The organism is Runella zeae DSM 19591 (assembly GCF_000423565.1).
In the GTDB taxonomy this organism is placed as follows: Bacteria; Bacteroidota; Bacteroidia; order Cytophagales; family Spirosomataceae; genus Runella; species Runella zeae.
Genome location: NZ_KE384037.1, coordinates 69,217 through 82,546 on the forward strand (window position 1 = coordinate 69,217; position 13,330 = coordinate 82,546).

Below are 13,330 nucleotides of genomic sequence, written 5' to 3' on the forward strand. Positions count from 1 at the left end.
GGGAAAGGTCAAAAGAGTATTTCATAAGTAGTTAGCATCCTTTCAAGCGCCAGCTAGGCCGATTTTTGATAATTCTTGAATATATTTTTCACTTCTGTGTATCGTCGCCTTGCAATCGGCAACCTCATACCGTTGGTAAGCAGGAGCATTTTTTGGCGAGCTAGTATCTTTGCCAAATACTGCACATTGATGACGTAGGATTTATGAATCCGTATAAACTGAGGCGGAAGATTTTGATGTAGTAGCTGGATATTTTGGGTCACTACCGCAAAACGTCCATTGAGCATCACCACCCGACTATAGTTACCGTCTCCTTCAATATGGACGATTTCTTCTGTCACGGTTTTTTCTACCAGTTTTTGTGGTTTCAAAGAGGGTAAATAGGTTTCCATAAAAGATACAAGTTTAGTCTAAACTTGATACTAAGGTAGAAGCAATAGAAAACGAGTTCCATCCAACTCGGGTGAGTTGTGCGTTTTTTTGGGTGAATGAACTTGTTTAGTAGGCGAACGACCATTTTTATTTTTTATAAAAGAAGCCCTTATCCTGAGGAGGTCTATGTCTCTCCCTCACAAATCCGACCATTCGCCCTAGAGATTCAGCATTTGGGGTTCCTATTTTTTGACATCCTCTTTTTACTATCTAAATTAGAATTTGAAAAAATATTACATGTTGGCTCAACGATTCGTTTACACTGCTTTTATTTTTATTTGGACTTTCATCTATGCTAAAGCCCAACGTGTTGAGACTATATTCCTAGCTCCTTCTAAAGTGATTGTGGGAGAGCCTTATTTGAGATTTGACCCTTTTACCGTCGAAAATGATATTTTAAAGCAAGCTTTTTCCAAAGAAATGAGAATGCAAGACCGGGAAGGGTATCTGTGGTTTGTAGCCGACAATCAGACCTTGATACGCTACGACGGGCATTATTCTAAAGTTTATGATTCTCTGTCTTATTATGGTATCAATATCACACCCAAAGGTCAGGTATGGTCGCTTACCGATAAGGGCGTGGCGCTGTATTCTCCTATCAATGAAAAATTTGAGTTTTTCCACACGCCTCTCGTCCAAAATTATCAGGTGTGGGGAAGTACGTCGGCGGCCGACGGTAAAATCTATTTTTTGTTTCCTGCTACCACCAACAACGTCCGTGCTCCTGTATTTGAATTTAATCCTCAAAACAAGAAATTTAGACATATTAAGCTTCCTGCTATTCTCAATGGCTACACCCAACAATATGATTCTGATACCTCATTGGTACTCTTGAAACCTTTACATACAGATGCCAAAGGCAGGATTTGGGGGGTGGTATATACCGCATCCGACAAGCACCGTCCTCACTCTTGTCTTGGATATTATCACCCTAGCAGCAATGTACTCACCCGCTATCCATTAGGAAATGCCCATGACCCAGATTCCAAAAGCAAAACGCAAGCTTTTCAAGAGCTTGACATCAATAGTGTATTGACCGATTCGAGCGCCCAAAACGTGTGGGTAGGCGCATGGGGGCATTATGGACTCCTCCGCTTCCACCTCCCAAGCGGCACTTGGAAGCAGTATCATTTCCCCAATTTAGATGCCAACCAGATTTATCAACTTAACCCTTTCACTGACCACAAACTACTTCTTATCACTAAGCAAGGGGTGCATATATTTGATACTGTTTCTGAAACGCTCCATCTTTATCCCCACATTCCAGGAGACAAATATTCTCCACCAACTCACCCAAATTCTTCATTTATAGGCCTTCATCATACCGTGTGGATAGGCAAAGCAATCGCCAACGGCGATGCTTCGGTCGCTTATCTCAATCTCGAAAATCAGCTCTTCAAAAGAATTCCCCTCAAAATACAATATGATAAAGTACGAATACTGTGTCAACACCAAGGGTATTTGTATTTTACATACGAAACCCCACAAGGATTTGTACTCGCCCGCTACAACGAAAAAAGCGAGCAAATAACCTCCCTTTTGAAACAACCTATTCCGAAAAAACCAGAACAAATCATCAATCAGGCATATGCAGATAGTATCAATCAGGTCATTTGGTTTGTGGGTAAAATAGAGGGAGGCAGTATATGGCAGTGGGATTTAAGACAGCAACGAATGCTCAATATCAAAGTGCCTATCCAAAACACCCTATTGCATACCCATGAACTTTATCAAGTCATGAGTATTACACCCGATAAAGCAGGAAATATATGGATACCCGTCACCTACGCTACTCCCAGCACCGAAGGGTTGCTCATCAAATACAATGCTACCTCTCGTACTTTTACCAATATAAAAAGTATAGAAAAGGAAATAAATAATCAACGCCTCAGGTGCGCTATGGTCGACCACAGAGGGATAGTATGGATGGGGAGCTGGGACGACAACCTGATACGGTGGTATGACCCTAAAACCGATAAATTAATTCTCAAAGATGCTATTTACAAAAGTTCGCCTGTTACCAATATTTCTATTAATAAAATAGTAGAAGACCCCAAAAGAGGAGTAGTTTGGATTGCGGCTACTGATCACGGACTTTGGAAGTATGATTTTTCGACGGATCAGTGGAAACGTGTCGCTCTCGATCCCAAAGATGTTGTTATCAATATTCACCTTACCGATGATGGCTCCGTATGGTTAAAAAGTGCCAATGCACTCATACACTATATTCCCGAAACGGGTCAAATTAAGTATTTAGGTGCCGAATATGATTTACGGATTTTTCAGTTTGGAACGTTTGTAAAGGGAGATAAAGGTGAACTTTTTTTTGACAAGTTTAGATTTTACCCCTCCGATATTCGTCGTACAAAACAAACCCCTAAAGTCGTGTTCAGTTTTCTAAAGGTATTTGACCAACAACTACCTCTGGCAAAAAATCTTAATTTAACATCTCAAATTACCCTAGATTATAACCAAAACTTCTTTACGATTGGCTTCTCTGCTTTCTCCTACACCCAAAACCATAAAAATCAGTACGCTTATCGACTCATAGGCTTCAACAAAGAATGGGTGATGTGTGGCAACATCCCTTTGGCTACCTTCACCAATGTACCGCCAGGAAAATACACCCTCCAAATCAAAGGAGCCAATTTTGAGGGGACTTGGGGAGACATTCGCACTATTAGTATCATCATTGAGCCCCCTTTTTGGAAAACTTGGTGGTTTATATCCCTTTTAGCGGTAGCAGCAGCGGCCATTGTTTATACTCTTTATCGATATAGGCTAGCCCAACAAACCCTCAAGAGCCGCCTTGAAGCCCAAGAAGCGCTGCGTCAACAACGAGAGGCGCAATACCAACAGCACATCGCCCAAACAGAAATCGCGGCATTGAGGGCCCAGATGAACCCTCACTTTATTTTCAATTGCCTTAATTCCATTCAGTATTTTGCGGCTCGCAACGATGCCGATACGGCTTCCGAATACCTGAGCAAGTTTTCGAGACTCATCAGACTTGTGTTAGAAAATTCTCGTTCCGAAAAAGTTACTTTATTGAATGAGCTCGAAACCCTCAAGCTTTATATTGAAATGGAAGCCATGAGGTTTCAACAAAAAGTAAGGTATCAATTTGAGGTAGATGCTTCGGTAGATACCGAAAATATTCAAATTCCCCCTCTTTTGATTCAGCCGTTTGTAGAAAATGCCATTTGGCATGGGCTAATGCACAAACCCGAAGGAGGCATGGTATCTATAAATGTACAACAGCCCCACGACAACCTTCTTCGAGTGATGGTGATAGATGACGGCGTAGGAAGAGCGCAAGCTGCACAATTTAAGAGCAAGTCGGCGACTAAGCAAAAATCATTTGGCATGAAAGTAACTGCTGAGCGTATCGACCTTATCAACCAATTTTATAAGACTCACTCCAAAATTCAAATTGTGGATTTGAAAGATGCTTTTGACAAAGCACAAGGGACAAAAATCATCATCGAAATTCCGCTCTAATTTCCATTTACTCAAAATCGACACCATTCGTGTGCTATTTTAGACAATCTACCCGACCTTAATGGTAGATGCTTTTTTTCTGGTTTAACTTGCCCAACTGTTTTTTACTTACAAACACTTGAAAAATATTGCCCAAAATATCTTCTGGTCTCTACTGTTTGCGGCAGGCTTTACGAATATTATGGCGCAAGGAGTAAGCAGCCCTCGTTTGCTCAATGTAGATAAACGGTTCAATCTGAGTTATGTCGATTCTATCAAAAAGGAGCATCTCTATTACTTGACTCAGCTCCCAAAAATCCCTAGGGCCATCACGCGTGATACTTTGAAATTAAAAACGTATGTGTATTTGGCCTATTTATACACTTATACTGCTATCACCCAAAGAGACAGCTCGCTCTACTGGGCCAATCAAACTATCGAAGAAGCCTCACGTCTCAAAAACAATTTTTATAAGGCTGAAGGAATTATAAAAAAAGCGGAATTTTTGGAGAGATTTCGTTCCAATTATCAAGAATCCGTTGAGATCCTAAACAACGTCCTTTTTATTCCAAACATTACTTCTAAGCAGCGCTTTTTTGTGCGTCGTCTCATTGGGGTGATTTATGCAAAAACCGACAACCCCAACGCGACCTCTTACATCGAAACCCTCATAAATGACATAAAAAAAACGTTTGTCAATGAAAAGCAGCGCGCTCCCGACCTTTATAATTTGTACATCGCCCTGGCCGAAACCAACGAAAGGAAAAAACATTTTGCGGTTTCGTTGGAGGCTTATCTCAATGCGCTCGAAGAAGTCAAAAAATTTAACCAAGGAATTGGGCTGGCTTATTTGTATGCTTCTATTGCCCAATCTTACATTGAGCTAGAGCGATATACTGAAGCCGAAAACTCTATCAATCAAGCCAAAGCACTTTTTGATAGGCTTAAGATTCCGCTCGATGAAAGTATCAATTTTACCACTGCCCGAATGCACCTTAAAAAAAAGGAATATGACAAAGCCGCTATCAAAGGAGAAACGATCTTAGTCAATGTCGTAGCTCGGAAGTTTAAGAAATATTCTAATGTTTACAAAGAAGCTTCCAAGATTTTGTATGATTCTTACCTAGGATTGGGGAATTATGAAAAAGCCCTGTTTCATTATCAAAACTACATTTTAATCAAAGATTCGCTCGAAATTGTCAAAAAAAGCAAAGAAATAGATGAGCTTATCAAAAAGTATGACATTCAGCAAGTAAAATCTGATAACGAAAAACAAATACTCGCCAAAAACAATCAAATCCAGCGACTATCGCTTTCTCAATACAAAAATGAAATCGAGAACCAACGCCTCAAAGAAGTACTTCTGAAAGAAAAACTCGAAAAAGAACGCGTCATCAGCCAAGACCAAGCCAAAAACCTAGAACGACTCACCGAAAAACGCCGCTACGAAGACCGACTCGAAAAATTGACGATTCAGCAATTAGAAGAAAAACTCTCATTTCAAGAACAAAACCGCAATTTGTGGTTTGGGCTCACGGTGATTACCTTACTTCTTGTAGGAGCAGGTATGATAGTAATGGTGTATCAATCCAAACAAAAATATAAATTTAAACAACGAGAAGCCGAATACCAACAGCGCATTGCCCAAACCGAAATTTCGGCATTGAGAGCGCAAATGAATCCTCACTTTATCTTTAACTGCCTCAATTCCATTCAGTACTATGCCGCTCGCAATGAGGCTGATACCGCCTCCGATTATCTTACTAAGTTTTCGCGACTTATCAGGCTTGTCTTAGAAAATTCTCGTTCCGAAAAAGTAACCCTTACCAACGAACTCGAAACGCTACGTTTGTATATCGAAATGGAAGCCATGAGATTTCAGCAAAAAGTACGCTATCAAATTCAAATCGCCCCCTCAATCGACACCGACGTCATTCAGATTCCGCCGCTGTTGCTACAGCCTTTTGTCGAAAATGCTATTTGGCATGGTCTGATGCACAAAGAAGAAGGCGGCAATGTATCAATCACCGTCACCCAACCTTACGACAACCACCTTCAGGTCATTATTTGTGATGATGGCGTAGGCCGTGCCAAAGCTGCCGAATTTAAAAGCAAATCGGCCACCAAACAGAAGTCTTTTGGGATGAAAGTAACCGCCCAGCGCATCGAACTCATCAATCAAATTTACCATACCCATACCCATATCAAAATAGAAGATATTATTAATGCACAAGGTGAGGCCAAAGGCACCAAAGTAATTGTAAATATTCCTTTATAAGACACAACACCGATGAAGGAGGGTTCATGAATACAAATTCTTAATTTATCATATTTTAAAACTAACTTATGTGCCCATAACCTTACCTACTTTGAAAAAGCTTTACTTACATATCATTCTTGTTTTTGGCTTGTTCTTAAACCATCACGACGCCAAAGCTTCGGCACAAAAACTTTGGCAAAAAGTAAAGAGTCTTCAAAAACAAGCAGCTTCTTATCAGCGAGATACGAGTCTGGTAGGGGTGTATTGCCAAATTGCCCATTATTATCAATTCAAAAATGTAGATACAGTTTCAATATATGCCCGCAAAGCCCTGGAGCTTTCTCAACAAATAAAATGGGTAGAAGGCCAAATAAGAGCTTTACATGAGCAAAGCAATTATCTGGTATTTGACGGTCGATACGCCAATGTAATGGATATTTCAAAGCAGGGGCTTACGCTATCAACCTCCCTCGGGTTGCCTTTGTACGAAGCTCATGCGTTGCGATTTATGGGCGATTGTCATGCAGAGTTTAAGCAGTGGGACTCGGCCAAAGTATATTACAACAAAGCTATTTTGATTTTTAAAAAACTCAAGAACGATAGCATGGTGGTACGTTGTAAAGTAAACTTTGGAGATATATACCGAGGTCAGCAGGATTTTGCGCAGGCAACGTATTATTATCAATCTGCTTTAAAAGATTATCAACGTACCAAGTCTGACTTCGGGATAGGTCTTGTCAACTGGAGTTTGGGCTATCAAAAAGTAATGCAGAATGATTTGGACTCCGCCATTATTCATTTTCAGAAAGTAAAAGTCATTGCTGATAAATTAGAAAATGTATTTGCCCAAGGGGCGATTTTAAATGAGCTGGCAGGGCTTTATCTACGACGTGATCAATTCAAAGAAGCCATTTACTATGCCCAAGAAGCATTAAAATATTCCCAAAAATACCATTCGAGCCAACAGATTTTTTGGTCTTACTACCTATCTACTCATACCTACCGAGCATTGGGCGATTATCAAAAAGCACTAGAGTACTCTTTACTTTCTTTGGACCAAAAAGACTCTATGTTTTATGAAAACTTCGAAAGTCGTATCGAGCTTTACAAAGCCCAGTACGAAAAAGATAGGCTACTCCAAAAACAAGCCTCCGAAGCGCAAGACATCAGCCGTCTGTTTTTGATTATTGCCTTTTTTTTGGTGGCTTTTGTCATTATTTTATTATACAGAAATAGCCTGTTGACCCAAAAAAAAGAAAAACAAGAAGCCGAATATCAGCAGCGTATCGCTCAGACCGAAATCGCCGCTCTGCGCGCTCAAATGAATCCGCATTTTATTTTTAATTGTCTTAACTCCATACAATACTACGCCGCCCACAACAACTCCGATACCGCCTCCTCTTATCTGAGCAAATTTGCCAAGCTCATCAGGCTAGTTTTAGAAAACTCCCGCTCCGAAAAAGTAACCCTTTCTAATGAGCTTGAAACGCTACAGCTATACATTGAAATGGAAGCAATGAGATTCCAACAAAAATTTAGTTATAAAATCAACGTTGCCCCTTCTGTCGATACTGACACCATCCAAATCCCTCCTTTATTGATTCAGCCTTTTGTCGAAAACGCTATTTGGCATGGCCTGATGCACAAAGAAGAAGGCGGCACCGTCATAATTGATGTACAGCACCCAAGCGACCACTTACTTACCGTCACCGTGACAGATGATGGAGTAGGACGCGCCAAAGCCGCTGAGTTTAGAAGTAAATCGGCGACCAAGCATAAGTCTTTTGGGCTGAAAGTCACCGCCGAACGTATAGAGCTTATCAATCAAATTTATCATACCAATACCAACATCCAAATCGAAGATTTGATGGATACACATGGCAACGCCCTTGGTACCAAAATCGTTGTCCAAATCCCTATCTAGTATCTCTAAACCGTCTTTGTTATGTTACGAGCCGTTATTATTGATGATGAACCAAACGCTGTAAATCTACTAGCACTTAGATTATCACAACATTGCCCACATATCGAGATTGTAGCGACTTGTACCAGTAGTTTATTGGGGATAGAAGCTATCAAAACTCACCGTCCTGAGATTTTGTTTTTGGATATCGAAATGCCCCAAATGAACGGATTTCAGGTACTAGAAGAAGTGGTGGACATTCCTTTTTCGTTAGTTTTTGTAACTGCCTACGATCGTTTCGCCCTCAAGGCATTCAAATACAGTGCCCTTGACTATCTACTCAAACCCATTGATACCCAAGAGTTGATAGAGGCCATCAACAAAATTGAGAAGCAACGTCAGACCGACCCTCTCCAAATTCAGCATCTCAAACAACAAATGGCACCTAGCGCCAAAACATTGCCTGAGCGCATCGCCTTGCCTTATCAAAATGGCGTAACATTTGCTTCCATTCAAGACATACTGTATTGCGAAGCCGACGACAACTACACTCGTTTTCATCTCAAAGACGGGCAGCAATATTTAGTCACCAAAACCCTCAGGGATGTACAAGAGCTGCTCGAAGAACGTGATTTTTTGAGGGTACATCGCCAGTACCTTATCAATCTTAATCACATCAAAAAATTTGTAAAAGGCGAAGGAAGCTACATCATCATGGACAACGATCTCAGCATACCAGTGTCGAGAGGACAAAAAGATAGGCTTATGGAGCGTTTTGGGTGGTTTTAAATGCTAAAGTTGATATTTGGCCAAGCCAATTTTTAGCCTTAGGATTTTTTATTGCATTTTGAATCATTTTGATGTTTTCCAACAACCATGATTTTACGACTAAGTAGGATAGAAACATTTACTATCCTACTATCATGCAAACACTCCTGCTCCCTTTTCCAAAACAACGACTCGATGTTCCGCTAGATGATATCATTCGCTTAGAAGGTGCCCGAAATTATACAAAAGTAACATTAACTGACGGCAACGAAATCATTGTATCCAAAACCCTCAAAGCTTTAGAGCCTTTTTTGTCGGTACATTTTATCCGTATCCACCGTTCTTATGTTATCAACACTCGTCATCTTATCAAAAAAGGGCCAACGGGTTTTTTATATATGAGCGATGGTGTCAGACTTAAACCTTCGCGCCGCAAAAAGAAAGAAATCAAAAAGGCTTTAGAAAGCATTGCGCCTTCTCCACAAAATACCAATTACTATCGCTACGAGCAATCCCCCCAACCAATACCAAAGCTGCTGCGATGGTAAAGCAGCGGCACTGCCTACGAGCAGCACTCCCGCCCACTGCGAGGGGAGCTTATCAGCGGCACTGCCTTGTGCTAGCCATTCGAGTTTTGCTTTTTGGAGCGCCTCATCTTTGGGCAAGCCTTCTTGAAGAAACTTATAAAAAGACTCGGTCAGGGCATAAGTAGGGTTATCTTCGACTTGCCACAAGGTAGTAACAGTACTCAAAATACCCAATGCCGCAAATCCCCGGGCAAGGCTATAAACGCCCTCGCCGCGTTGATTATGACCAACGCCCGTCTTACAAGCAGAAAGCACCAACAAGTCGGTATTAAATCGCTCTAAGCGGCTAAGTTCGGAGAGAACCAAAGTAGAATCAACAAAATAAATTTTGGGTTCGATAGCTTCGGCACTGTCGGCATCAGCATGGGTAAAAAGCTGAATGATGCGTGATTTAGGAGCGTAGGTTAGGAAATTGGCTTTCGTAGCATCTTTGACCGAAAATAGTCTACTTCTCCAAAAATCAGCTCCAATGGCTTGTAGCGATTCTTCAGAGCCTTTCAAGGTAGCCTGTTTGTTGGAAAACGATACCGGAGCGACCCCCAAAAAGCTCTGTGTGGTCAGTACTCCTTGCCAATAAGAATGAAATTTATCAAGGATAGAAGAAGTATTTTCTATTTTTATCTCCCCCGTTTTTGCCAAAAAACGCGCCGAATAAGTATAACTTAAGGCATGATAATTCACCAAAAAATCATCTGATGAACTGGACTCCGACAATGTCTCAAATGGCAAAAATTCACCATCGGACGATACAATCACCCGACGAGTAGCTATCGAAAGGGGTTTCCAAAGCGCATTGTATAATTCAAAAGACAAAGCTCGAAAGTGTTTATATTGTACGTTGAGAGCTGTTTTGTCGGCACAAAGGCTCAAAAACGAATGGGCTTTCAAATAGTACTCCTGAGGTTTTATACTAAGTTTTAGAAGATTTGTTTTTTCCTCAAAAACAGTCAATGCATAAACCGCGCTATCGCCCACAAAATAAGACACAAACGACTGCCCTCCTTTCAATATGTCTTCTTTAAGGTCTTTTAGAGAAAGAGTACTATTATCATACTTGTAGCGATAGTAAGCTGGGTTTGTTTTTTCCAATGATTTTATAAACTCTTCCCATTCAGCTTGGTATTGGTCAAGCTGGGTTTGTGCTTTAGTATAAGCTTCAGTTTCTTTTTCCAAACTCGCTACTTTGGTCTGGAAGTCGGCAATTTGTTGCCGCAGTCTCGCTTCTTTTTCTCTTTGCTCCACACTAAGCTGCTGATTTGCTCCTAATTCATTCAACTTATCTGCTAAAAGTACCGCTTTCGATTTTTCAAAAAACCGAAAGGCTTGTTCAGTATCTTTGGCTAAAAAACAGGCTTCAATGGCTCGTTCGTAAATTGCACGCGTTTTACGACGCCAAAACAACTTTGATTGTGCTCCAGAGTGCTCCCAACGCATATAATCAATGACATTGTCGGCCAGAGCATAAGTTTTGATGGCTTGGGCAAGTTTAGAAGGATTGTTGTTGGTAGTTTTTGCATATTCAAGCCAAGCTTCGGCTTGAATCCTAACAATATCTAATAAATACGTTTTTTGAGGAATATCTTTCAAAAAAAGAGGTTCTGAGGAAGACAATTTTTCAACACCTAGCATTTGCAGCGCTTGTTGATAGGCCTCTAAACATTTGCCATATTTCTTTTGGAGCAAATAGGTGTATCCTAAATTGTCGTAAAGTCTGGCGGTTAGTTCTTTGTTTTTTGCAAACTTTAGACCTAATAAAATCCTTTTCTCGGCTTCGTTATATTGCTTCATATAATCGGCTAAACTATACCCCCAATCATTACTTACTACGGCTATTTTGTTAGAGTCTTGTTGGGCTACATACAATTGATACGCTTTTTCAAAATAGTGATTCATCTGCTCATATTTACCCCTTACGCGGTACAAGCTCGCCATTTTGGAATAAACAGAACCTAAATTTTCGTTATGCTCCGACACCTCAATCACCCTAATTTGGCTTTGAAGAGCTTGTTGGCCTTCTTCATATTTTCCTAAAGCATACAGGGATTGGTATTTTTCGTTGAGAGCCCAAATCTGCCAATAAGTATTATTAGCCTTTTTTGCTAACGCTAAAGCTTCAGAAGCCCACTGACCTGCTTGGAGATAATCGCCACTTTGACGATAACAAGCAGACAGCTGAACACTGGCTTCAGCTGCTTGAGCATATTTAGTGGGGTATTTTTTTCCAATTTCTACCGAGGACTTAAAGCTACTTATCGCTTCTTTGTATCTGCCAAGATGCTTCATGTACAGTAGCCCAAGATTCAAGTAGCTCCCCACCAGATTAGCCTCTTTGGTTTGACTATGATGGCGTTCGTTGATTTTGATTGACGTTTTTGTATAATACTCCGCTTTTGCAATCGCATCTTTAGCCTCACTCGACTGCTGTCCTAAATGCCAATAATACCTTCCAAGCAAATGCAACACACGCGCATAGGTAGAGTCTTCGGAATATCCACACGCTTTCCACTGCTTTTGAATTTGTAAAAGTTTTTGAATGTCTTCCTGACTTTGAGTAGCCTCTACTTGTTGCAAAAAAAACGAGCGACTAGGGCATTGGCCCCAGCCGCTCGTTAGAATAAAAAAGGATAATCCGAAAATTCTCAGTATACTCGTCATCGATAAATTCGATAAGTGATGCGTTTGCTCTTTAATTTGGTTGGTAAAACGTTGGGTGGGCTTACTAAAGTAGTATTAAATAACCAATTATACAAATAGTCTTTATCATAATAGTTATTTGTAAAAGTACCTTGCACTACTCTTGCTGTCATGATAGGTGTTGCAAACGACGAACCTTCTAACCAACATCTATACCTTGGCGCATTGGTAGGATAAGGCACAAAAAAATGACATAAACTATCTCCTAATACTCCAATGTCTACGTACTTTTTCCCGTAGTTTTGTCCACCACAAGCTGAGATGTCGGTTGGCGCAGGCCAGTACATAATTTTTTCATTGGCTCTAGGTCGGTCATTTTTGGGGTGACTTACGGTAGTGACCGAAAAAACGTTAGAAAGATTGCGCTCTGCCGTAAAACTAGCCGGGTAAAATTTCCAAATACGAGCATCCAGATTACGATCATCGTTACTTCCCGAATCACATTCATCCGACTTAGCCTCGTCGTTGCCGGCAGCGGCTACTACCACAATTTTATAATCTTCTAAGCGTTTTATCATTTTTTTGAGAATGATAGAAGGTGCTCCATAATATCCCCAACTTAAGTTGACAACATCTGTACGACAAGATTTTGCAGTTCTTGCTTTCACCATTTGCTGACGCGCGTATTCCATGGCACAGGCGGCATCGAAGAGCTTCCCGTTCAAATCTTTATCCAATACTTTCAGCGGCATGATTTGGTACGGCACTTGTGCCCCTTCAAGTTCTTTGGCAATAAAAGCCGTAACTGCTGACCCATGCAATTTTGGGTCAGTTTCATAATTTGGGCTCCCCTTGGAATCTGCATGGACTGTTGAAAAATCCCAACCCCTTAGGTCATTTTTCAAGCCATTATTATCATTATCTAGGACATCTGTGATTTCATCAAGATTCGTCCAACGAGACGCATTGACTTGAGGTAGTAAGCCCCCATCCAGCACTCCCACGATTGGCAATTCCAAGATTTTCTCTTTCGGATAGGAAGGAGAAGAAAGTTTTTCAACTTTTGTCACTTCAGGAAGAGCTTCTAGGCGTTTTGGCCATTGGGGAGTATAGATTCGAACGTTGGGCGAAGCATCAAAAGCAGGCAAAATATCATTTCCTGCCCCTATTACTGGCGGCGGATCGTCGGCATTGCCTGGGCTACCAAAAATATCTGAACCTGCCCCCCACAGTTGTAGGTTCTTCATACAAGGACAGGTTGCAATT

8 protein-coding genes are annotated in these 13,330 nt (G+C 40.9%); 5 read left to right on the top strand and 3 right to left on the bottom strand.

Translation table 11 applies throughout. The features are described from left to right. Positions 1 to 53: 53 nt before the first annotated feature. Complete coding sequence (locus tag G563_RS0121230; RefSeq protein WP_028667073.1) at positions 54 to 392, bottom strand: LytR/AlgR family response regulator transcription factor; 339 nt, start codon at positions 390 to 392, stop codon at positions 54 to 56. A 262-nt stretch (positions 393 to 654) separates the two neighbouring features. Between G563_RS0121230 and G563_RS37165 the strand changes: the two genes are divergently transcribed. The 5 genes from G563_RS37165 to G563_RS37740 all read left to right on the top strand — a co-directional run bounded on the left by G563_RS37165 (position 655) and on the right by G563_RS37740 (position 9,391). Next, positions 655 to 3,933, top strand: coding sequence for a histidine kinase (locus tag G563_RS37165; protein WP_157585536.1), 3,279 nt, complete (start codon positions 655 to 657; stop codon positions 3,931 to 3,933). Positions 3,934 to 4,051: 118 nt separating this feature from the next. Next, a complete protein-coding gene (locus G563_RS37170) occupies positions 4,052 to 6,190 on the top strand; it encodes a histidine kinase (protein ID WP_028667074.1) in 2,139 nt (712 codons plus the stop codon). A 91-nt stretch (positions 6,191 to 6,281) separates the two neighbouring features. Continuing rightward, on the top strand, positions 6,282 to 8,096 hold the full coding sequence (locus G563_RS0121245) for a tetratricopeptide repeat-containing sensor histidine kinase (protein WP_028667075.1): 1,815 nt from the start codon (positions 6,282 to 6,284) through the stop codon (positions 8,094 to 8,096). 21 nt (positions 8,097 to 8,117) lie between these two features. Continuing rightward, positions 8,118 to 8,864, top strand: a complete 747-nt coding sequence (locus G563_RS0121250) for a LytR/AlgR family response regulator transcription factor (protein WP_028667076.1) — start codon at positions 8,118 to 8,120, stop codon at positions 8,862 to 8,864. A gap of 134 nt (positions 8,865 to 8,998) precedes the next feature. After that, the gene (locus G563_RS37740) at positions 8,999 to 9,391 is read left to right on the top strand and encodes a LytR/AlgR family response regulator transcription factor (RefSeq protein WP_028667077.1); all 393 of its coding nucleotides are present in this window, start codon (positions 8,999 to 9,001) and stop codon (positions 9,389 to 9,391) included. Here the strand turns inward: G563_RS37740 and G563_RS35505 are convergent. Together G563_RS35505 and G563_RS0121265 are read right to left on the bottom strand one after the other, a co-directional pair. Further along, positions 9,302 to 12,001, bottom strand: a complete 2,700-nt coding sequence (locus G563_RS35505; RefSeq protein ID WP_169579796.1) for a CHAT domain-containing protein — start codon at positions 11,999 to 12,001, stop codon at positions 9,302 to 9,304. The genes G563_RS37740 and G563_RS35505 overlap by 90 nt on opposite strands. Before the next feature lie 80 nt (positions 12,002 to 12,081). Then, positions 12,082 to 13,311 carry a S8 family serine peptidase gene (locus G563_RS0121265; RefSeq protein WP_028667078.1) on the bottom strand — a complete coding sequence of 410 codons (1,230 nt, stop codon included), beginning with the start codon at positions 13,309 to 13,311 and terminating at the stop codon, positions 12,082 to 12,084. Positions 13,312 to 13,330 lie beyond the last annotated feature (19 nt).